The organism is Mesorhizobium sp. M1E.F.Ca.ET.045.02.1.1 (assembly GCF_003952485.1).
In the GTDB taxonomy this organism is placed as follows: domain Bacteria; phylum Pseudomonadota; class Alphaproteobacteria; order Rhizobiales; family Rhizobiaceae; genus Mesorhizobium.
Genome location: NZ_CP034447.1, coordinates 464,268 through 485,040 on the forward strand (window position 1 = coordinate 464,268; position 20,773 = coordinate 485,040).

The 20,773-nt window shown below is 58.3% G+C and carries 18 protein-coding genes and 1 pseudogene; 5 read left to right on the plus strand and 14 right to left on the minus strand.

The features are described from left to right. Positions 1-3: 3 nt before the first annotated feature. From nifX to nifH, 6 genes are all read right to left on the minus strand, one after another. Positions 4-501 (minus strand): nitrogen fixation protein NifX, encoded by a 498-nt coding sequence (gene nifX / locus EJ070_RS02150; RefSeq protein WP_095517136.1) that lies wholly within the window; start codon positions 499-501, stop codon positions 4-6. Further along, entirely contained in the window at positions 467-1,849 is a 1,383-nt protein-coding gene (nifN, locus tag EJ070_RS02155; RefSeq protein ID WP_126038039.1) for a nitrogenase iron-molybdenum cofactor biosynthesis protein NifN, read from the minus strand. Before nifN ends, nifX begins: the two co-directional genes overlap by 35 nt. A gap of 8 nt (positions 1,850-1,857) precedes the next feature. Next, complete coding sequence (nifE, locus tag EJ070_RS02160; protein ID WP_126038036.1) at positions 1,858-3,333, minus strand: nitrogenase iron-molybdenum cofactor biosynthesis protein NifE; 1,476 nt, start codon at positions 3,331-3,333, stop codon at positions 1,858-1,860. A gap of 61 nt (positions 3,334-3,394) precedes the next feature. Beyond that, the gene (gene nifK, locus EJ070_RS02165) at positions 3,395-4,936 is read right to left on the minus strand and encodes a nitrogenase molybdenum-iron protein subunit beta (RefSeq protein WP_126038034.1); all 1,542 of its coding nucleotides are present in this window, start codon (positions 4,934-4,936) and stop codon (positions 3,395-3,397) included. A gap of 129 nt (positions 4,937-5,065) precedes the next feature. Further along, the gene (gene nifD / locus EJ070_RS02170) at positions 5,066-6,568 is read right to left on the minus strand and encodes a nitrogenase molybdenum-iron protein alpha chain (protein ID WP_024505262.1); all 1,503 of its coding nucleotides are present in this window, start codon (positions 6,566-6,568) and stop codon (positions 5,066-5,068) included. A gap of 86 nt (positions 6,569-6,654) precedes the next feature. Then, on the minus strand, positions 6,655-7,548 hold the full coding sequence (nifH, locus tag EJ070_RS02175) for a nitrogenase iron protein (RefSeq protein WP_024505261.1): 894 nt from the start codon (positions 7,546-7,548) through the stop codon (positions 6,655-6,657). 581 nt (positions 7,549-8,129) lie between these two features. Here nifH and EJ070_RS02180 point away from each other — a divergent pair. Next, the gene (locus EJ070_RS02180; protein WP_240992587.1) at positions 8,130-8,693 is read left to right on the plus strand and encodes a type II toxin-antitoxin system prevent-host-death family antitoxin; all 564 of its coding nucleotides are present in this window, start codon (positions 8,130-8,132) and stop codon (positions 8,691-8,693) included. Next, positions 8,675-9,103 (plus strand): hypothetical protein, encoded by a 429-nt coding sequence (locus EJ070_RS02185; protein WP_029356531.1) that lies wholly within the window; start codon positions 8,675-8,677, stop codon positions 9,101-9,103. The genes EJ070_RS02180 and EJ070_RS02185 overlap by 19 nt, the downstream gene beginning before the upstream one ends. Positions 9,104-9,680: 577 nt before the next feature. Here EJ070_RS02185 and queE read toward each other — a convergent pair. The 3 genes from queE to queC are packed head-to-tail and all read right to left on the minus strand — an operon-like array spanning position 9,681 to position 11,466. Next, on the minus strand, positions 9,681-10,406 hold the full coding sequence (queE, locus tag EJ070_RS02190; protein WP_029356533.1) for a 7-carboxy-7-deazaguanine synthase QueE: 726 nt from the start codon (positions 10,404-10,406) through the stop codon (positions 9,681-9,683). A gap of 5 nt (positions 10,407-10,411) precedes the next feature. Beyond that, positions 10,412-10,768 (minus strand): 6-carboxytetrahydropterin synthase QueD, encoded by a 357-nt coding sequence (gene queD / locus EJ070_RS02195; RefSeq protein ID WP_029356535.1) that lies wholly within the window; start codon positions 10,766-10,768, stop codon positions 10,412-10,414. Next, positions 10,768-11,466 carry a 7-cyano-7-deazaguanine synthase QueC gene (gene queC, locus EJ070_RS02200; protein ID WP_029356538.1) on the minus strand — a complete coding sequence of 233 codons (699 nt, stop codon included), beginning with the start codon at positions 11,464-11,466 and terminating at the stop codon, positions 10,768-10,770. Before queC ends, queD begins: the two co-directional genes overlap by 1 nt. A gap of 570 nt (positions 11,467-12,036) precedes the next feature. Between queC and EJ070_RS02205 the strand changes: the two are divergent. After that, positions 12,037-12,340: pseudogene (locus EJ070_RS02205) on the plus strand (transposase); the annotation flags it as partial. Between the two features lie 78 nt (positions 12,341-12,418). Here the strand turns inward: EJ070_RS02205 and EJ070_RS02210 are convergent. The 3 genes from EJ070_RS02210 to EJ070_RS02220 form a co-directional block, all read right to left on the minus strand. Then, positions 12,419-13,453, minus strand: a complete 1,035-nt coding sequence (locus EJ070_RS02210) for an LLM class flavin-dependent oxidoreductase (protein WP_029356540.1) — start codon at positions 13,451-13,453, stop codon at positions 12,419-12,421. A gap of 27 nt (positions 13,454-13,480) precedes the next feature. Further along, positions 13,481-14,677 carry a histidinol-phosphate transaminase gene (gene hisC / locus EJ070_RS02215; RefSeq protein WP_126038032.1) on the minus strand — a complete coding sequence of 399 codons (1,197 nt, stop codon included), beginning with the start codon at positions 14,675-14,677 and terminating at the stop codon, positions 13,481-13,483. Between the two features lie 572 nt (positions 14,678-15,249). Continuing rightward, positions 15,250-15,555, minus strand: coding sequence for an asparagine synthase-related protein (locus tag EJ070_RS02220; protein ID WP_165778306.1), 306 nt, complete (start codon positions 15,553-15,555; stop codon positions 15,250-15,252). Positions 15,556-17,030: 1,475 nt separating this feature from the next. Here EJ070_RS02220 and EJ070_RS02235 point away from each other — a divergent pair. Together EJ070_RS02235 and rpoN are read left to right on the plus strand one after the other, a co-directional pair. After that, positions 17,031-17,564, plus strand: coding sequence for a peroxiredoxin (locus EJ070_RS02235; protein ID WP_029356553.1), 534 nt, complete (start codon positions 17,031-17,033; stop codon positions 17,562-17,564). Positions 17,565-17,633: 69 nt separating this feature from the next. After that, complete coding sequence (gene rpoN / locus EJ070_RS02240) at positions 17,634-19,067, plus strand: RNA polymerase factor sigma-54 (protein ID WP_029356556.1); 1,434 nt, start codon at positions 17,634-17,636, stop codon at positions 19,065-19,067. Here the strand turns inward: rpoN and EJ070_RS02245 are convergent. Both EJ070_RS02245 and EJ070_RS02250 read right to left on the minus strand, forming a co-directional pair. Further along, positions 19,064-19,690, minus strand: coding sequence for a nitrogen fixation protein NifQ (locus EJ070_RS02245; RefSeq protein WP_029356557.1), 627 nt, complete (start codon positions 19,688-19,690; stop codon positions 19,064-19,066). The genes rpoN and EJ070_RS02245 overlap by 4 nt on opposite strands. Continuing rightward, complete coding sequence (locus EJ070_RS02250; protein WP_029356559.1) at positions 19,677-20,729, minus strand: LLM class flavin-dependent oxidoreductase; 1,053 nt, start codon at positions 20,727-20,729, stop codon at positions 19,677-19,679. Before EJ070_RS02250 ends, EJ070_RS02245 begins: the two co-directional genes overlap by 14 nt. Positions 20,730-20,773 lie beyond the last annotated feature (44 nt).

The following is a 20,773-nucleotide window of genomic DNA, read 5'->3' on the forward strand; positions in this document are numbered from 1 at the left end:
CTATCAGTCCTCGTCCTCGAAGGACGGTTTCGTTTCGGCAACGCCCGCTTGCGCCAGCACCTTGCGCAGCCAGGGCGGAGGACACGTCCTGAGCATCATCTGCGTGCGCAACAGCACCTCTCGGATGGATTGGGGCTCCGCCACTTTGATCGGGTGGATTTTTGCCGCGACAACCTTGGCTGCCGAAGGTCCGCCAATCGCCAGACAAAACAGCAGATGACAGCCTTTCAGCGCATCCACCTTGGGCGTGATGCGGTCATCGCCCTCGGCCCGATGCTCCCCGCTTTCATCCGAAACGTCATCGAAGGCCACGGCTTCGACGAGATTCCATTCCTCGCGCGTCACGTCGTAGACAGCAAAGCGCCTGGCCGATCCGAAATGGGCATTGAGGTTCTGCATGTCCTGAGTGGCGATCGCAACGCGCAATGCGCCCGCACGTCGTTCAGGCATCGGGGCGAAAACCTCATTACTGACCAGCGAGAGGCGGCGAACAGCGTTCATGTGATATTTCTCGATTACGGAGTGGATCAAGCGCCTCAGGAGTGGGCGCGTGTTGGTTGGCCTGGAAGATGTTGGCGACCTCGAAGATCAGGTCGCGGGTGCCCTGATAGAGAATTGCGAGCTTGTGCTGGCTGCCTAGTCGATCGAAGACCGGGAACCCGATGCGCATGAGCGGAATTCGGAGCCGCTCCGATGCTTGGCGCCCGTGCGAATGCGTGACAAGCAGGTCAGCACCGACGGCAAGACTTTCCAGATCGCCGAGATCGCCGATCTGAACCGAAACCGCCGGGACTTTCTCGAGAATTTTAGACCTGTCGGTCGTTGTGACGGCCGCGGCTATCTCGGAGCCGAGGCCAGCAAAGAAGGTTGCAAGTTGGAACAGCTGGTCTGGTTCGGCAGCGATGGCAATTTTCTTGCCGCCGAAATGGAAATGTCCGTCGAGCATCGCGTCCTGCAATTGGGCCCGGCGCCGGCGCACGCGGGCCGGTACCGCCGCGCCCGAAATCGAAGACAGCAGCGACACGAAGCGGTCCGTGTCCTGCAGCCCAGTCAGTGACTGGAACAACACGTAAGGCACGCCGGTCAACCCGAGCAGCGCTTTCGCCGGGCGGCGCATGTGCTCACCGATGGCGATGCATTGCATGGCCGTGCCCAACTCGCGAATGTCCTCGACGCTGGTGCCGCCGTATGTGGTCGCTACCCAGCGGTCAGGAACCGTACCGTCGAGCGAGCCTGAGATGTCGGGCAGAATAACCGGCTTGAGCCCAAAGCTTTCAACCATGTCCCGCATATGCTCGACGTCGGCGACAGTGAGGTTGCATCCGGGCAGGATTGCGATCTTCTTCGGGTGCCGCGCCCGTTCGCCCGAGCGTGTAATCCCTTCGATCATTGCGGTGACTGCCCTGGCCCAGCCCTCTTCGATCGCGCCGTCAAAATCCGGCGTGTTGGCCAGCACGACCTCCGTACCCGCAAGCTCTTGCGTGTGCTTCAGCTTGACGTTGGCAATATCACCCGCGCAATCTTCGCCACGCGTCTCCACCAGCGCGGTCGTGCACACCCCGATCAGCGTTGGCTTCGTGCGGTTCTTGAGGTTGAGGATCGCCTCTTCCAGATGGTCGGCTGCGCCGAGGATGGTCGCCACCTCATCCATCGCCGTAGTCTGCAAGGGAATCGCTTCTTTGAAGTGCCGCACGAAGAGAACGAGCGCAAAGCTTGTGCATCCTTGGCTGCCGTGGAACAGCGGCATCGCACCGTCGACGCCAAGAAAGGCAAAGGCGGCACCCAGCGGCTGCGACGACTTCAGCGGGTTGACTGCCGCCGATTTGCTCTGGGGAAGGATGCGGGCCATCGGTCGCCTCAACACTCGTGTGCCGTCGCGCAGGCGAATTCATCAAACAGGTACGCGGTCTCGTTCCTCGTGCACGGCAATTCGCCTATCAGCTCAGGCTGGCAATCCCACGGGGCCGGCTGGCGCACCTGAGACCAGATCGGATTGTGAATGGCGAGGTCGATCTGGCGTACGAGTTCCACCATGCCGTCATAGCCGGCATAAGGATGCTGGCGCTCCTGGTTGATATCGAGCCAGGGCGTCTTGGCCTTGAGCGCAATGAATTGCGTGCGACCGCCCGACAGCATGATATCGGCCCTGTGTTCAGAGAGCATGGCGTACAGCTCGCGCGCAGCCATGGATTCGAACATATGCTTGTCGTGCTTGAGAACTTGTTTGATGCGCTCCTTGTCCTGCACGGTAGATTTCTTGACCGAGGTGCCGACGATCTCGATTCCGATCTCCATCAGCGCATGGACAACCGACCAGGACTTCACACCGCCTGTGTTGAGCAGCACGCGCTTGCCTTGGAGCCTTTGCCGGTAGGATTCGAGTTTCTTCCACGCGATCGCCTCCTGCTGCGCGATCAGCGTCTCCGTGCGCTCGAGGATCTCCGGATCGGCGCCCTTCCTCACCAGCAGCCTGACAAGGTTGCGAAGAGCTTCCGATGTGTCGGAGATGCCGTAGAAGGAGCCCTCGAAGAACGGGATGTCCCAGCGCTCCTCCATCTTGCGGGCAAGACTGATCAGCGCGGTCGAGCACACGATCATTGCCGCCCGGGCGCGGTGCGCGGAAGCAATGTCGCGGTAACGCGCATCGCCGGGAATGCAGGCGCGCACCCGGATGCCGAGCCGATCGAGGAGCGGCTTTACAAGCCAGAATTCGCCCGAGAGGTTGAATTCGCCAAGGATGTTGATGTCGTAGGGCCCGGGGTCGTCGGGTTCGACCGTGCCGATGACATGATCGAGCAACGCCTCGGCGGCGAGCTTGTTGCCGAGGTTCTTGGAGCCTGCCAGGCCAGGCGCATTGATCGGCACCACGGCCAAACCGAACTTTTCCGTGGCGCGTTTGCACACGGCCTCGATGTCGTCACCGATCAGCGCCGTTACGCAAGTTGAGTAGACGAAGATCGCCGGCGGCGCGTATGTGTGCTTGATCTCGCGGATCGCCTTGAAGAGTTTCCGCTCGCCCTGCCCCATCACCAGGTCGAGTTCGGTGAGGTCGGTCGTGAAGCTTGTCCGCCACAAGGTCGGCCCTGACGAAACCGCACCACGGTTGTCCCAAGAATTGCCCTCGCAGGCGAGCGGCGCATGGACCAGATGCGCAACGTCGGTGATCGGCTGCAGGACGATCTTGGCTCCGTCAAAGGCGCAGCCGCCGGCTGCCGCCCCTGGTGTCAGCGACTTCGAGCAGCCCTCCTTGCGCGCCTTGGCATCTTTGCCACGGTTCTTATCGCAGGCGGGCTCATCGAAGGCGTCCTTGATTTTGGCGCTGAGGGAGGACATCGCTCAGCCTCCCCAGTCCATTGGGCAAGGAATGGCCTCGGCGAAAAGCCGGCCACGGCTCTTAGCGCGTGAGGTCATAGGAATAATCCGTCACACCCGTCTCGCTCGTCTCGCGATCGAGTTTGTCGAAGATCTTGTCGAGGATCGTCGTCAGCACGCGCAACGCGCCCTGGTAGCCAAAGAGCGCAAAGCGGTGATGATGGTGCCGATCGAAGATCGGAAACATCAGCCGGATCAGCGGCGTTCCGGTGTCGCGCTCCAGGTACTTGCCGTAGGAATTGCCGATCAAAAGGTCCACCGGCTCGGTAAAGAGCAGCGAGCGCAGCGCCCACAGGTCCTTGCCCGCCCAAACCTGGGCAGCCTTGCCGAAAGGCGAGGATGCTAGCAGCTTCTTCAAATCGGCTTCCCATGCCGAGGTGCCATTGGTGGCGAGGCAATGGGTTGGCTCGCCGCCGGTCTCCATGACAAAGCGGGCCATCGCGTGAACGAAGTCGGGATCGCCGTAGATGGCGTATTTCTTACCATGCAACCAGGATTGGCTGTCCGCCATGGCGTCTACCAGTCGGCCGCGCTCGAGGCGAATTGCCTCGGGGATCTCCTTGCCGGAAATCGCCGCGACCTCCATCAGGAATTCGTCGGTCGCCTGAACGCCGAGCGGATAGTGGAACGAGGCCGTCGCCTGCCCGACCTCCTCGCAATAGCCCAACGTCTTTCGGGTGTTGTGATGCTGCAGCGAAAGCGTTGCCTCGGCGTTGAGGGCCTTCTTCACCTCGTTGATCTTCGTGCCCCCGTCATACATGCGGTATTCACCGTCCGAAGGCGTGTCGAACTGGTCAGAGGCATCCTGGATCAATGTGTAGGACACGCCCATTACATCGAGGAGGCGCTTGAGCTCCCGGTTGTTGCCGACGCAGAAGCCGTCGAAGCCCGGAATGATGTTGATGGTTCCCTCGACTTGCGTACGCTCCTGGCCTTTCCAGAAGTGCTCCAAAATGCCTTTGACCATGTTGTCATAGCCGTCGACATGACTGCCAACGAAGGCCGGCGTGTGGGCAAAGGGTACGTCGAAGTCGCGCGGGACTGAATCTTCGTCCTTGGCGTTCTGGATGAAGCTGTGCAGGTCGTCGCCAATGACCTCTGCCATACAGGTCGTCGACACGGCAATCATCTTCGGGTCGTAGAGCTGGTAGGTGTTGGCGAGCCCGTCGACCATGTTCTTCAGGCCGCCAAACACCGCCGCATCCTCGGTCATTGAGGAGGAGACCGCCGCGGCAGGCTCCTTGAAATGGCGCGACAGGTGCGAGCGGTAATAGGCGACGCAACCTTGGCTGCCGTGGACGAAGGACATGGTTCGCTCGAAGCCGGCGGCAGCGAATACCGCACCCAGCGGCTGGCAGGCCTTGGCCGGGTTCACGACAAGCGCTTTGCGGGCGAGGTTCTTTTCGCGGTATTCCCACGTCTGGGTGAAATCGCGCTGATCGGAAACGATCTCATCGGGGTGCGGACATTCGAAGTTTAGCTTCTTCTCAGCGAGCATCTTTCTGTATTCCGGCTCGCGGAACAGGGGAGCGTGATCGAGAATTTTTTCAGCCGACTGCGGCATGATGATTACCTCTTTTGCATCTGGCTGCGCGGTACGGCAGCTCAGGACGTCGAGACGTTCCAGGCTCCGGCGGATCAGAGGCCGCGGGAGTTCACCGTCCCAGTGGGAGACTGGGGCTAAAGCAGATGTTTATTCGGCAGCCATCGCCCGCTCATCGCCCCGGCTTCTTTTCCAAGGCGCGTGGAATAGGTCCCAGACCGGGTTGTTGATGGCGAGATCCACATCACGTGCGAAAATGGCAAAGCCATCGTAGCCGTGATACGGGCCTGAATAATCCCAGGAATGCATCTGGCGGAACGGTATGCCCATCTTCTGCACCGGGTATTTTTCTTTGATTCCCGAGCCGACCAGATTTGGGCGAATCCCTTCGATGAATTTCTCCAACTCATAGCCGGTCACGTCATCATAGATCAGCGTGCCGTTCTTCACGTAGTGGCCGGTGCGCTGATAGTCGTCGCTGTGGGCGAATTCATAGCCGGTGCCCACGATGACCATGCCGAGGTCCTCGTAGGCCGTGACGACGTGGCGGGGGCGCAGGCCGCCGACATAGAGCATCACGGTATTTCCTTCCAGGCGCGACAGGTACTTGGCGATGACCGCATCAACAAGCGGCCTGTACTTGGCAATGACCTTTTCGGTCTTCTCCTCGATTTCCGGCCCAAAATGCTTGGCTATGTTGCGCAGAGAGGCTTCGATCTGGGAGGGACCGAAGAAATTGTACTCCATCCAAGCGACGCCATACTTTTCCTCCATATGCCGACAGATGTAGTTCATCGACCGGTAGCAGTGGATAAGATTGAGCTTAGCCTTCGGGGCGCGCTCGATCTCTGCGAGTGTGGCGTCACCCGACCAGTTGCCGACCACGCGCAGCCCTATCTCCTCAAGCAGTATGCGCGAGGCCCAGGCATCGCCGCCGATATTGTAGTCGCCGATGACGTTGACGTCGTAGGGGCCGGCCTCGAACTTGACATCCTTTTTGTCGAAGACCCAATCCCGGATCGCATCATTGGCGATGTGGTGGCCAAGCGACTGCGAGACGCCGCGGAAACCCTCGCAGCGTACCGGCACGATCGTCTTGTCATACTCCTTGGTCTTTTTGCGAGAAACCGCCTCGGTGTCATCGCCAATCAGGCCGATAGGGCATTCGGATTGCACGGTGATGCCGTTGTTGAGCGGAAACAAGACTTCAATCTCGTCAATGATCTGTTCCAGCTTCTTGTCGCCGCCGAAGACGATGTCCTTCTCCTGGAAATCGGAGGTGAACTGCATTGTCCCGAACGTGTCGACGCCCGTCGTACCGACGTAGTAGTTGCGGCGCTGCGACCAAGAATATTGGCCGCAGCCGACCGGGCCGTGCGATATATGGACCATATCCTTGACTGGCCCCCACACCACGCCTTTCGAACCCGCATATGCACAGCCGCGAATCGTCATCACCCCGGGAATGGACTTGATGTTCGATTTGACGTCGCATTCGGAAAGGACCTCGCTTTCCCCGCCAGCCTCGTTGCCGCTCTTTGCGACGTTGAGGTGCTTCTTGCGGCGCTTCGCCGCCTTGTCGGGATAATGCGACAGCACCTCTTCGATAAGCTTCGCATGAAGAGCACCGTCATTCTCGTATTCCCGGCTCATGAGTCCCCTTTCAAGGTTGGGTGACGCCTCAACGAATAGGCGCCGTTCTCTGCAAGGCGCGCCGATTCATGGCAGCGCTAATGTCACTACTGGGCCGCCGCCTTCGCCGCTTCCTTGGAGTGAAGCTCGGCAAGCATCTGCTCGTCGGTCTTCATGATGCCGAAGTCGAGCAGCATCTCCTCCAGCTCCTCCATGGTGATCGGCGTCGGGATCGTACCCTGGCCCGAATTGGCGTGGATCTTCTCGGCCAGAGCGCGGTATTCCCCTGCCTGCTTGGAGTCCGGCGCGTACTGGATCACCGACATCTTCCTGAGTTCGGCATGCTGGACGATGTTGTCGCGGGGCACGAAGTGGATGAGCTTGGAATTCAATCGGCCAGCCAGTGCTTCGGCCAGATCGAGTTCACGGTCGGTTTGACGTTCATTGCAGATCAGCCCGCCCAGCCGCACACCGCCCGAATGGGCATATTTGAGGATGCCCTTGGCGATGTTATTGGCGGCATAGAGCGCCATCATCTCGCCGGACATGACGATGTAGATCTCCTGGGCCTTGCCTTCGCGGATCGGCATGGCGAAGCCGCCGCATACCACGTCGCCGAGGACGTCATAGGAGACATAATCGACATCGTCATAAGCGCCATTCTCCTCGAGGAAATTGATCGAGGTGATGACGCCGCGGCCGGCGCAACCGACACCCGGCTCGGGGCCGCCGGACTCCACGCACTTGATGCCTCTGTAGCCGACCTTGAGCACGTCCTGGAGTTCGAGGTCTTCCACCGAACCTTCCTGTGCGGCGAGATCCAGGACGGTATCCTGAGCTTTCGAATTCAGGATCAAGCGTGTGGAATCGGCTTTGGGGTCGCATCCTACGATGAGGATTCTCTGCCCGAGGTCGACAAGGGCGGCGAGCGTATTTTGGGAGGTGGTGGACTTGCCGATGCCGCCTTTGCCGTAAAAGGCGATCTGACGCAGACCTGACATAATAGCTTTCCTTCCTTCGTTCTAATCATCGCGACTGCCCGCGACACAAGTGCCGATAGGCAGCTCGTGCCACCTCACACCAAGCATCGCAAAAAGCGTACCAGCGTGATCGGCCGATCCGAGAAGAAACTTTGTTATTAAATTCCAGCCACTTAGACGGCGGCAAAACGCGCGAGCGGGCCTTTCAGGCGTCTGTCACGGACACGACAAAGCCGACACAGATTGTCGTGCGCCATCGAAACCGCCCTGTGTCGAGCTCGAAGCGGGATAATGGGGAGCTAGCCCAAAGCTGATGGCGAGACCATCGGAAGACGTCGGCTATTGTCTTTTCCAGCCTGCGGTCGCTGGATGAGCAGGAGCCTGGGGCTTGACCGCCGCGCGGAATAGTTCAGGCAGGCTTGCGGAGCGGGAACGCCGGCGGCCGATAGACATCCGCGCTTAACCTTTCATAGCCCGTCTACGAGTTGGTTCCGCCGACGCGCTATATCGAAGGCAAGTAATTCAGTACCTTAGCACGAGATCATTGATATTTTCAAAAAGATACGTATTATACGGATATGACGGATTATCGGGACAATTCTATGTCGGTCATTAGCTCGGTTGAATTTCAGCGCAACTTTGGGGTGTATCAGGACAAGGCGCTAGCGGAACCCGTGATCATCAGCAAGAATGGCCGCGAACGGCTTGTGCTGCTTTCGGTCGATGAATACCAGCGCCTAAAGGCGCATCGTGACGGCACTAGCGCGGGGCCTGAGAACGCAGCCCCCCCTGCTTTGCAGAGCACGGCGCACTTTTCACTTAAGAACCAAATACCAACCGAGCCACTAAGGGAATTGCTGTCGCACTTTCATTCGATCAAATCTGCCTTCGTGTACGGTTCAGTCGCCAAAGGCACGGACACAGAACGCAGCGATATCGATTTGATGGTGGTCGGCGATAACCTGAACCTCTCTGAACTTTATTCAGCCGCACAAAACGCGGAACTGAGACTAGGCCGAAAGGTCAGTCCGACATTTCTGTCGCCGGAGGAATGGCAACGAAAGGCGTCTCAGAAAGGGTCGTTTGTCCGCAAGGTAAGTACCCTTCCAAAGATTTTCCTCATCGGCTCGGAGAAAGATTTACAAGCGTGGGCAAGCAAGAACTAGACAACCTCGTAAAGATTGGGCTGATGAAAAGTGAGCCCCCATCGCTGTCCGAATATGACGGCATGCTGGGTGGCGCGCGCAAGAATTTAACTGACGCACAGAAAGGTCTCGACCCCGACAGCCAATTCACTCTCTTATATGGAGCTGCGCATCGGCTTGCCCTGGCAGCCCTACGCCGCGAAGGCTATCGCTCGGACAATCGCACTTCGGTGTTTCAAGCGCTCGTTCATACCGTCGGAACCGACAAGGCTGACATTCAGATTTTTCTAAAGGCGCACAACGAGCGAAACCTCTCCGAGTACGAGGGGCACACAGACATTGATGCCAAATTGCTAGCTAACCTTATTGAGTGCACCACGAGGCTAGAGGTTTCGGTTGGCAAACTAGAACCGCCAGAAGATGACGAGTGAGCGGCAATCGAACACGCGCGGGCAAAGGGTCCGACGGTGCGGGTAGCGTATGCCCCGACCGGAACGAAGCCGAGCCGAGTTGCGCCGTAATCTCGGACGGCTTCACCTGTTGCGTGAACAAATCCATGAGATCGTTGGGCCAGTGAGGAAATCGATCTTCTTTATGGAAGGCATTTAAGCAACGGATGCATTCCCATGCACATCGCCGTTCTGTTTAGCAGCTGCCGTTGACCGGCGGGCCAGCCCCTTTGGCGTTCTGGTGTCTGACAGTCGAGCGTCAGGCCGGACCATGAGATACATCGATAAGGGCTGGACAAGGATGGGAGGGATGACGTGCTTGCGACGGAGGAAACAGTCAAGCAGCTGGGGCGAGAAGGCCAGTTCTTGCGGATTTCAACTTTGCGTGACGACCGCTCATCGGAGTCAAGGTAACACACGCCGGCAGCGGGTGTCCGGGCGGTTTCCAGCCGCACAATGCGAGACCGCTGGCGCGAACAAAGCTCGGCTGTACTCGGCACGCTAAGAGAGCCTGCCAAGCCGTCGGAGCCCGGCCTTCCGGTGCGACGCAAGCCGCAGACTAGACCGCCCTCTTGTTACCCCAAAGCAGAACGTGCAGCTGCGGCAACACGCGGGCTTCGAACCACCTGTCGCTGGTCACCCTTTCGACAAGCCATTCCATTCGCATCATTATTCCGTCCAAGTCGACAGAGGTGTCTTCACTGCCAGGGCGCGGCGGCGTGTGATTGCCGGGTTGCAGATAGATCGGAAGGTGCGGATATCGCGCCGCGACTTCTTTGGCGTAGGCATAGTCACTCTCGTCGAAAACGACGAGCTTGAGCACGATTTGCGGCTTCTCTTGCGCCGCTTCGAGGCACGCCTCAAACGCAGCCCAACTGGTCGTCATTTCGCTGGACGGCGGCTTTGGGCTAAGGATCAGCACGTCAAGATCCGCAAACCACTCCCTCACCACGGAACCCTGCGTTTCCAGTGCAAAACGATAGCCCTCGCGATGGCCTCGTTCTATGAGGGGACCGAACGGCTGAATGGCCGGGTTGCCGCCTGACAAGGAGACCATAACCGGCCTGCCGCCGGAAAGCGCATGGACGGTTTGCCACACGGCATCGATCGGCATCGGTAGCCATTCATTGCGATACTGATTGTCCACCGCGTGAAGGCTGTCGCACCATGAACAGCGATAATCACATCCGCCGGTTCTGATGAACACCGTCGGCAAGCCGATGAGCACGCCCTCGCCCTGGATCGTCGGCCCAAATATCTCGCTCACACGGATTGCGGGATGCATGTCGGTCACGGACGGTATTCCGCCCAAGTTTTCGGTGTTTCGCTAACGCGCACGGCCGTGGTCTGCGGCAGACGTGCCTTGCACCATTCATAGAAATGTCTGGCCAGGCATTCCGCCGTGACTTTCTCATGTCCCAGCACGTCGTTGAGGTGCCGATGGTCGAAGCTCTCGTCAATATAGCGTTTGAGCGGCGCCAGATCGTGATAGTCGCGCACGAAGCCGCGGGCGTCCAGTTCCTTGGCCGATAGCTCCACTACGACGATATAGTTATGCCCGTGCAGGCGCGCACATTGATGGTTGGGGGGCAAGGAGGTGAGCTGATGCGAGGCCGAGAAGTGGAATTCCTTGCTGATGTGGAACATTACGCGCGCCTCCTGCGGAGTGCCTCGAGCCAGAAATCGGCGTCCTCGTAGTCGGTGGGATCAGCGTGCCCGGCGAGATGGAACGCTTCGCGCCGCTCGACGCAGGTCCCGCATCGCCCGCAGTGACGCACGCCGCCCTTGTAACAGGACCAGGTCTCGGCAAACGGGGTGCCGTATCTTGCGCCATCCGCCACAATGTCAGCTTTTCCGAGGTTCACGTACGGTGCATAGAGGCGTATCTGCGCATAGCCGTCGAGCGCGCGGTCTTGCATTGTCTGGAAAGCTTCGATGAAGGCCGGACGGCAATCTGGATAGATGAAATGATCCCCACCATGCACGGCCGCCGCCACCGCTTCTGCCTTATGCGTGGCGGCCAGCCCGAAGGCGATTGCAAACATGATGGCATTGCGGTTCGGCACCACCGTAATCTTCATAGTATCTTCGGCGTAATGGCCGTCCGGCACGTCGACACTGTCGGTGAGCGCTGAGCCGGAAAGGCCACGGCCAATTTCGCGGAGGTCGATGATCTGGTGCGGGACCTTCAGTCGCTCCGCGCAAAGAGCGGCGAAGCCCAATTCCTTCCTGTGCCGTTGGCCATAGTCGAAAGATAGAAGGCCGGTGAGTTCATGCTCCGCTGCCACCATGTGAGCAAGGGAAACGGAGTCCAATCCGCCAGAGCAGACGGCGAGAGTCTTCATCATTGGTATCCTTGTTTTGACCGGGTAAGGCTGCGACCGGAGATTTCTCTGCGCCCCCACTACTCCAGCAACGCAATTTTGTGAACCGGGAGAATTTGCGCTCAGCCCGATTGGAACGAGAATGGTTCGCGTCCAACACGCGTGATCAATAAGAGTTGAGCGCTTCAGCAGTTTGTTCGCGTCGCGCGCACTTTCGCAACCTGCTGTCGGATTCGTCGACTTCGAGACAAGGTGATGTTCGGCCGACATCGGCTGCCTCTCAATTAAGCCGTAGAAACACAGGTTGGCTTTCTGGCCTTCGCTTGCGCGGTTGGCACGACAATTGATGTTCTATTTGTGGGGCGGCACACCCCGCCGACCGAAAGTGGCAGTGAGCTCCTTGAGGCGCAGGTTGATGCGCTGGTTCCATTCGGCGATTTTTCGATCTGGAACCAGAAAGCGATGGCGGCATGGATGCCAGCAAATTTGACATTGGCGACATCCGCCTGGAGAACCCTGCGCGGCGAGCGCTGCCAGGCCGGCGTGCCACATGCCACTGGAAGACCAAGGCCTTCACCGACATTGTCGCGGGGCGACGTAGTCGTCATGGGCGACCTGCCCGCCCACAAGGCCGCCGGCGTGCGCGACGCGATTGAGGCCGCGGGCGCGAGCCTGCTCTACCTGCCGCCCTACAGTCCCGACTTCAATCCGATTGAGAACGCCTTCGCCAAACTTAAGGCGCTGCTGCGAGCAAAGCCGAGAGAACCATCAAGGCTCTATGAGACGCGTCGGCGCGGTCGTCGACCTCTTCACCCCAGCCGAATGTGCCAACTACTTCAAAGCCGCAGGATATGAACTGGATCAAACAGGACGTGCTCTAGTGGTTTACGCCTGACACAAGAGGTTCGGCCCCCACAACCGTTTCGGAATGAGGAGCAGCGCTGCCGCTGCTCCTCCAATCACGCAACGGATTTCACGATGCGCCAACTCGAGCCATGATTTCGGATCGAATGGTCGATGCGGTGTATAGGGACGCATCCAGCGGCAAATCCCCAAATGCCAGTTGACACAGAAGATAATTAGCACCTGCCTCTTCCAACTGATCAAGGAGAGCTTTTCGGACAGAAGCTGCCGTTCCCACGACGCACAATTCACTTTCAATTGCTGCATCGAAGTTCAGAGGCAAGTTTGGTGGAGTGGGAATGGCATTTAGTTCGTATAGAAATTTGAAGCTCTTGAGCCATCGTTCATAGGCAGGTGCTGCGAGCAAATACGCATCTGTTTCAGAACGCTCTATCACCACCATTCGGAGCAATCCAAGAAATGGCGCTTGGTGGCCAATGTCAGCATCGTGAATTCGGGCGGCGCGGAACGCGTCGGTAACGCTGCGAACAGAAGTGGAAGGTCCGACGCAGGCGATGTTTGCCCCATTCGCGGCGGCCCAGCTAGCCGGCTCGGGTCGATTGGTGGCGATCCATGTCGGCGGATGGGGATATTGGTGAGGTCTCAACGTCAGCGGAACGTCTTTCAACTCAAAGTGGCGGCCCTGATAAGAAAGCGTCCCGCCTTTCATCGCATTGATGAGAATCTCGCTGGCCTCCGCATACTGTTCTGGTGCTGCTTCTACAGCAACCCCGAAGTATCCCAATTCAGTCGGAGCAGAGCCGCGCCCTATGCCGAGTTCAAGCCTGCCGCCGCTCAACTGATCAAGCATGCAGATCTCCTCGAAGGCACGCAGCGGATGATAGAGCGCAAGTAGCATTACCATGGGACCAACACGAAGACTGCGGGTTCGCTGGGCGACGCTCGCTAAGAACAAATTCGGTGATGGACCTCTGCCATGCGGCGTACAGTGGTGCTCTGCGAGATGATACGCATAAAAGCCATAGCCATCGCACGCTTCTGCTAGGCTCAGCCGATCTGCATATTGTTGGGCGATGTCATCGCCGTTTTCGTCCAGATGATCGAAGATGCCGAAGGTCAGGCCCGAAGCGAAAATTTTCTTCAATTAATTATTCTCCAAATTACCTATGATTTATCCACTATTGGAAACATCATAACTCACAACACATCGACACTTATTACTTGATACATTTCCAAAGCAATGTGAATTGACTTCATGCTTGTGCATACCGCGATTCCTCTTAACGTTCATACAAACGTTTTTGGCGGCAGCAAGGAATTTGTCCATCTGCTCTGTGGTGCCAATGCTGACGCGAATGCAGTTCTTCAAATCTATGTCAGGAAAGCTGGCGATGAGGATCTTCTGCTCTTTCAACGCGGCTTGCCAGCATGAGCCCTCCTGTCCCGCCGGCACACGGGCCAGCAAAAAGTTTGCGTGGGAGGGTGTTACTGAAAAGCCAAGTTGCAACAGCGCCAGGGTCACTCGCTGTCGTTCATGCTTGATGTGCCTGTGGTTCTCTTCGTAGGCGTGGCGATGCGCAAGAATGCTTTTCCCGACCGCCTGCCCGATCACGTTCATGTTGAAGACATTCTGGATGTTGCGCAGCCTGCCAATGATTTCTGGGTGACCGAAACCGAAGCCGACTCGCACGCCAGCGGCAGCATAGCTCTTTGAAAAAGTCCTCAAGATCAAAAGATTCGGATGCCTATTGACGAGGCGCAGGGCATGGTCGGGTGCGAAGTCAACGTAGGCCTCATCCAAGACGATCAAGCGATCTGCTTGCTCCACAAGGCGTTCGATTTCGGCCACCGGCACGAATGTTCCGGTCGGATTGTTCGGATTAGCCAACAGAATGAACTTCGCGTCTTTTGCGGGGCCGGACAGCAGTTTTTCTATCGGCAGGGGATGAGCTTCGCTCGATGCGATTTCGAGAAACTCAGCACCCTGCAACATGGCAAGTTTACGGTTGAACGAAAATCCGGGCGACAGCATCGCCACTCTATCTCCTGGGGCGAGGAAAGCTCTGTAGATGAGTCCGAGCAGTTCCGACGAACCGTTGCCGGCAATCACCTGATCTTTGGAAAATCCGTAAGTGTCGGAGGCAGCTGCCCTTAAGCTGAGATTGTCGTCTTCCGGATAAAGATACTGGTGTTCGATCGCAGCAATTGCACTTTGCATTACGCTCTTCGGCAACGGAAACGGGTTCTCGTTCGTATTTAGCTTAACGCAATTTGCATCCGTCGCTGGTCCGTTGGACGAGAGAGCATCTAATTTGCTGGCCACCGGCGAAAAAAGCGAAAGCACGGTCTTCAGTTTTGCATCGCACATGTTCTTCTCCGTTTTTCAGTCCCGCAGGGCATGTGACATGAGGCAATCGTTGATCGTGACTTGATCGACGTTCGGCTGTGTCAGCGCTGCCTTCCCACCTTGGTGGGGATCGCCGACCACGGTTTGGATTTGACACCGGGAAGCTGTCGAGAACCTGATGACGACCCAACGTGTGGCCGACGGCCGATTCGGCGCAACAGACGGTGTTTCAACATCGCATCGTCGTCAAAGCCGCATGCAGGGCCAGCACGACAGCCCGCCTCCAGCGCCCGCAGAAATAGGTGGAAACCGAGGTCTTGCCGAACCTCAGTTGCTCTGCCACCTCGCCCACCGGACTGCCCTGTTTATGGGTCAGGCGCAGGGTATCTGACGCTCGTTCGTCTTGCTTGCTTCCGTCTTGGCATGGGCTCTCTCGGTTCGCTGATGAGAGAGCCAAATACCGGCTCATCTGAGCATGAGACGCGGGCCTGACGATATGGAGCGTCTCTGGTGGCGCGCGTAGCCAAGAGGGTTCGCCTCGCTGGCGGGGCATGCAAGACGGCGCACCTCCTTGGCCATCCTGTCCCATCGTCTCAGATCGTGAGGCGCACCTTATAGTCGGCGAGGAGATCTTGCAGGGTCAGGATACGCCCTAGCCCCTTAAGGTTGTTGGTCGCACCGAGCAAAGCGCGGGACCTGTCGACGGACAACAGCGGTGCCACTGCCGCACTAGGGTCGTCCAGCACCGCAGTGAACCGCGTACGTAGCATTTTGTCGTAGGCGGCATCCTGGATAGCCGGATACGGGCTCTTCACCCGCTGCACCACCGATTGCGGGATGATGTCGCGAGAAACATTCACGGATTTCGTGAAAAAAGTGTACCCGCCGAAGAGCCCCACCCGCGGGCGCGGTGCAGCGCCACCTCGGTGTCACTGCTCGTGTTCATGCGATGGCCTAGGCCGGCCAGCTGTTGACGCAGCTCGCGGTAGTTGTAAGTCTCACCCGTGTAGACGAGCACCAAGTCAGGTCGGCCATCCTCCTGGAGCATCATCGGGCTGACGGCCGCCATGGATATCGATGATTGCCAGGCGGTGGTGTCCCAGCGCCGCAGGCCCGCCGATCCAAGTCCCCTCGTCGTCCGGACCGCGGTTCGCCATGGTGGCCGTCATATCGGCAAGCTTCTTCGCGCGTCGGGACCTCCGAGGTCGCGATTGAAGTCGATCCATTCACAGATGCCGCACAGGTTTGGCTCCCTCCTGAGATAACTGTCGCCGCATTTGGGGCGAAGCAGATATTAGGCCAGTGGGAAACCATTCGAGGCAAAGTGACGGATCTAGCCCAGCTACGATCCGCATCCGACATTGTCGGACATCGGACAGCACCGCGATTCGCTGCATAGGAAGGCTGGAGTCGCGATTTCCCTAGGGGAATCAGCGCATGAAAGGAGAGCTGGGTCGTGTCGGCCGAAATGAGAAATTGCTCCCCTTATTGCCTCACCGAGGAATGTTACCCAGCGCGATAGACCGGCATGCCCTATCTCCCCCCGTTGCAGCTGAGGGAGATAGGGGCCAGCTCTTCATCCAACCGCCATGGAGGATGATCAGCCCAGCCATTTCCATGCGCCAGGCCTTCACAAGCCGTGCACCATTCAGGTTCTTTTCCTTGAAGCGCGACGATCCTTGTCAGACGTCGCAACACTTGCTGCCGAGAGCACGAGCTCTTCCTCGAGCATGCCTTGATCTGCGGCTCGAACGGCTCGCACATGCTGGGTCTCAACGACTTCGCAGAGGTTGATATTCTGCAGTGACTTTCGTCTCGCTGCTGCACGGCATTGACGCTGGGAGCCATGCTCGCGTGGCGCAATTGTGCTGAAGAACGGTGCCCACGGCAACGTTTCTTAAACCCGCCCCAGGTCCTGGCGTTTGGCTAATTTCCGACATTCGTGTCCGGCTTCGGACAAAGGCCGGGTTTGCCGAACGGAGTCCCACCCAATTTCCAGTGCTGCTTGAGCAATAATATCGACCGGCATTACTGCACAACACAAAAGTTGCTGCAAAAACCGAAGTGAACCCAAGGCATGGGGTCAATTGGCATGGCGCTTGCGACCCGGTCGCTAGAACGCAGTCAAAACCACGGTTGGAGACCATGCCTACCTCTCAAAGCTCGATAAAGCACGCGAGCAAACATTCCCCGTCCCCGCGGAAAACTGGAAGCTCGTCGCCGTTAAACGTCCCTGCTCGGGGGCGGTCTTGCACAAGACTGGTCCGAGGCAACCACGCCAGGGCGAAAGGCTGCCGGAACTGTCCACCGAAGTCGATGCCGCTTCAGTTTAACCGAAAAATGCACCGTACCACTTTGGCCTGGGAGCAAATCAATGACCGATAGAAAGAACGTTCCTCTCGTGACCTTTCGCACGCGTGTTCGCGATGAGTCGATCGGGGGGCCAAATCCTTATCGGTGGGAGAACAAGACCTCCGACGATTATTTCGGGGGCAAGCGCGTTATCCTGTTCTCGCTGCCTGGCGCCTTCACCCCGACCTGCTCGACCTTCCAACTGCCCGATTTCGAAAAACTCTATGATCAATTTCTGGAACTGCGAATTGACGCGATCTACTGCGTCTCAGTCAACGATGCTTTCGTCATGAATGCGTGGGGAAAGTCCTTGGGGCTGCAGAAGATCGAGCTGATCCCAGACGGGTCGGGCGAGTTCACGCGCAAGATGGGCATGCTGGTCGCGAAGGACAATCTGGGCTTTGGCATGCGCTCCTGGCGATACGCCGCTCTGATCGACGATGGCGTGGTGGAGCAGTGGTTCGAGGAGGAAGGCTTCTGTGACAACTGCGAGACGGACCCCTATGGCGTTTCATCCCCGCAAAACGTTCTCGACAAACTGAAGGCGGCGGCATGACCCAGAAGTGGCAAGTCTCACACAACCCCAGCACACACTAGAGCCTCCTCGGCAGATTACCGGTTCAACATGCATCTCTCAGCAAGCCTGCTTCAACGCCAGAAGCAACGTATGGTCTTATCGCCTCAAGCCATTGAAGCTATTCGCTTGCTGCGATTGACGCATACTGAACTCCATCAGCTCGTGCAGCAGGCACTCGAGAAGAACCCCGTTTTGAAGCCTGACCCGTTTGACGACGATTCGCCGCTGTCAGGGGTGGATCAGCGGAGCAGTCAAAGCAGAAGCGAAATCGGCGAATCGCCCATTGGCGGGCCGTCTGGCGGGCGCGGGCAATGGAAGTCGCAACGCAGTAGCGGCAACGATCGACCTGCCGTCGAGGAGTTTACCGCCCACACCGAAACATTGCACGACCATGTCGCCCGCCAGGTCGCCCTCACCCCGTTCACCCCCCAGGAGCGGCTGATTGCCGGACAGCTCGCCGCCCATCTGGAGGACACTGGCTATCTTCAGGTAAACCTTTTCGATCTGGCCAGGAGGTTAAACGTTCGGCAAGCTGATGTGGAACGGGTCATCGGAATCTTGCAGCAATTTGATCCGCCGGGCATTTTTGCGCGAACTCTCAGCGAATGCCTGGAGATTCAGCTGCGCCAGCAAGACCGGTTCGACCCGGCTATGGCAGCTTTGGTCGCCAATCTCGAGATGCTTGCACGGGGGGATTTTCAGGGATTGAAGCAGCGTTGCGGAGTCGACGAGGAGGATCTCCTCGACATGAGGAACGAAATCCGCGCGCTCGATCCCAAGCCTGGAGACCGGTTCCAGTCCGGGACGCCGGAAACCATCGTACCGGACGTCTGGGTAATGCCCAAGTCCGAAGGTGGATGGCGGGTGGAGCTTGATCCGGCCACGCTGCCCAAAGTGTTGATCAACCACACCTATGTCGCCGAAATCTCGCAGCAGACCAAGCAAAATCCGGAAGGCAAAGCGTTTCTCGACCATTGCCAGGAAAAAGGGAACTGGCTGATCAGCAGTCTCAAGCAGCGCGCTAAGACGATCCTTAAGGTTGCGACCGAAATCGTGCGCCAGCAGGATGCCTTTTTTACACACGGCGCCGCCCATCTGCGGCCTCTCTGTCTCAAAAATGTCGCTGACGAGATCGGCATGCACGAGTCGACGGTAAGCCGGGTGACTTCGAACAGGTACATGTTGACTCCGCGCGGGGTGTTCGAGCTGAAGTATTTTTTCGCTGCGCCAATCGCATCCTGCGAGGGCGGCGACGCGCACTCCGCCAAAGCTGTCCGCCATCGGATCAAGGCAATCATAGCCGAAGAATCGCTCGACAAGGTACATTCCGACGAAGACATCGTTGCTCAACTCAAGGAGACCGGCATCGATGTCGCTCGCCGTACCGTCACCAAATATCGCGAGGCGATGAACATCCCTTCCTCCATACGACGGCGCCGCGATAAGCGTTTGTCCGCAGCTGCGATCAAGCGAAGTGACTAACCGGCATTCCTGGTCGGCGAGAGGCGACTCTCAACTTCCTCCGGGCCGAAGCAGCTTTCGAAGTCCTGGCATTCCCGACAACTGGGTGCAGTGCATGACGAAAAGCCTTCGGCCTCACACAGCTTGCGGTAAAAGTACTTTTTCCATTTCATGTTTTCTGTGTTGCCTGCCGCCAGCGCGGGAAAATGTCTGGCAAGCAGGCGGCTGAGCTCAGCGCGATTTGAGAGGCCAAGATCCCGCCAAAGATGGTCCGTGCGCATCGCACGCCGGGCGATGATCTTGGCCAAGCGGCCGCTCGCCGGGTCGGCCGGCGCAGCATGCGCTAGCAGCAGCCGGCGTAGCAGCTCCTCTTCCAGTTCCGGCTCGGGCTCGCTCAACTCCTCCAAAGCGAATACGCTGCTGGAGGTAGACGGGAAAGTTGCGGCCAAGACATCACGCAATTCGACAGACGAAAGGCCTGTCCCCTCCGTCGCCAACACCTCGCCCGCCTGGACCTCCTCAAGCGAACGTGAATGTACGCAGGGCAGCACATGCTGATCGAAGCTCCTCCCTAGCTCGGACCCACGCCATTGCGCGCTGGATAGGCAGCCATCATCGTAACGGCCGGCTTCAGCTTCCGGCATGACAAAGCGCCTTGTTGACCGCAGGGATGATCTTGTCGCCCCAGAGCTCGATCTGGCGCAGCATCGTCTTTTGGTCGAAGTCGCCCAATTGAGTCTGAACTGCGATCTGGTCCGGTTTCAAGATATCGATCTCTTCCAGCAGGCGATCAATCACGCGATTTACGCTGCCAATCGGCAAATTTTTGCGCATGGTCTCGAAGGACAGATCCTGCTGGGTCGGTGTCTCCTGCAGCAGGTAGCCATCGTGGCTCTGTTGGCGGCGCTGATGCAGGGCTTCAGAAAGCCGGCGCTGGAAGCGGGCGTTGTCGAGATAGCTGTTGATCTCCAACTCGTCGTGGCTGGCATAGCAGCAGCGCAGCAGCGATATCTTGACGTCGGTGACGTTCTTTTCCTCGGATGCCGCCGCCCTCTCGACTGATTCACGCAGTGTGGTCAAAGTCTCTAAGCCGTCGTGGAAGGCTGTGACAAAAAAATTGTGCCCGTCGCGGTAGGCCCGAGCCATCCGTGCGGCTCCGCCAGCGATCCAGATAGGCGGCGTCGGCTGCTGGACTGTGCGGACCGAAATCGCTGTTGGGGGGATCTTCTCATACTGGCCGTCGTGTTCGAAGACGTTTTGGTTGAGGCCCTTGAGAATGATGTCCAGGTATTCCGAAAAGACGGCCGGCGCCTCATTGATGTCCACGCCGAACCGTTCGAACTCGAACTGCTGGTATCCCAAGCCTACGCCGAGCTCGAGACGGCCGTTCGCAACGATGTCGGCGAAGCCGATCTCGGACAGCAGGCGCTGCGGTTGGTAAAGCGGCAGCACGCAGACGGCAGTGCCCAGGCGAATCGTGCTTGTCAAGCCGGCGCAGTGCGCCACCATCATCAGCGGGGATGGTATGAGGCTGTAATTGTTGAAGTGGTGCTCAGCAAACCACGCGGTGTTGAACCCAGCCTGCTCCGAAGCGACGGCCTGTTCGATGGAGTTGCGGATGACGCTTTCTGAGGATTGGTGATAGCCACGCTGGGCGGCCAGAATGAACGTGGCAAATTCCATGATTTCTCCTCGTTATAGACACGTCAGCCGACCGGGAATGTGCT

What these genes read in the sequence shown, in the direction of transcription:
- nifX (WP_095517136.1), bottom strand. Translation starts at nt 501, where the DNA reads ATGAACGCTGTTCGCCGCCTCTCGCTGGTCAGTAATGAGGTTTTCGCC.
- nifN (WP_126038039.1), bottom strand. Translation starts at nt 1,849, where the DNA reads ATGGCCCGCATCCTTCCCCAGAGCAAATCGGCGGCAGTCAACCCGCTG.
- nifE (WP_126038036.1), bottom strand. Translation starts at nt 3,333, where the DNA reads ATGTCCTCCCTCAGCGCCAAAATCAAGGACGCCTTCGATGAGCCCGCC.
- nifK (WP_126038034.1), bottom strand. Translation starts at nt 4,936, where the DNA reads ATGCCGCAGTCGGCTGAAAAAATTCTCGATCACGCTCCCCTGTTCCGC.
- nifD (WP_024505262.1), bottom strand. Translation starts at nt 6,568, where the DNA reads ATGAGCCGGGAATACGAGAATGACGGTGCTCTTCATGCGAAGCTTATC.
- nifH (WP_024505261.1), bottom strand. Translation starts at nt 7,548, where the DNA reads ATGTCAGGTCTGCGTCAGATCGCCTTTTACGGCAAAGGCGGCATCGGC.
- EJ070_RS02180 (WP_240992587.1), top strand. Translation starts at nt 8,130, where the DNA reads ATGTCGGTCATTAGCTCGGTTGAATTTCAGCGCAACTTTGGGGTGTAT.
- queE (WP_029356533.1), bottom strand. Translation starts at nt 10,406, where the DNA reads ATGCATCCCGCAATCCGTGTGAGCGAGATATTTGGGCCGACGATCCAG.
- queD (WP_029356535.1), bottom strand. Translation starts at nt 10,768, where the DNA reads ATGTTCCACATCAGCAAGGAATTCCACTTCTCGGCCTCGCATCAGCTC.
- queC (WP_029356538.1), bottom strand. Translation starts at nt 11,466, where the DNA reads ATGAAGACTCTCGCCGTCTGCTCTGGCGGATTGGACTCCGTTTCCCTT.
- hisC (WP_126038032.1), bottom strand. Translation starts at nt 14,677, where the DNA reads ATGTGCGATGCAAAACTGAAGACCGTGCTTTCGCTTTTTTCGCCGGTG.
- EJ070_RS02235 (WP_029356553.1), top strand. Translation starts at nt 17,031, where the DNA reads ATGACCGATAGAAAGAACGTTCCTCTCGTGACCTTTCGCACGCGTGTT.
- rpoN (WP_029356556.1), top strand. Translation starts at nt 17,634, where the DNA reads ATGCATCTCTCAGCAAGCCTGCTTCAACGCCAGAAGCAACGTATGGTC.
- EJ070_RS02245 (WP_029356557.1), bottom strand. Translation starts at nt 19,690, where the DNA reads ATGCCGGAAGCTGAAGCCGGCCGTTACGATGATGGCTGCCTATCCAGC.
- EJ070_RS02250 (WP_029356559.1), bottom strand. Translation starts at nt 20,729, where the DNA reads ATGGAATTTGCCACGTTCATTCTGGCCGCCCAGCGTGGCTATCACCAA.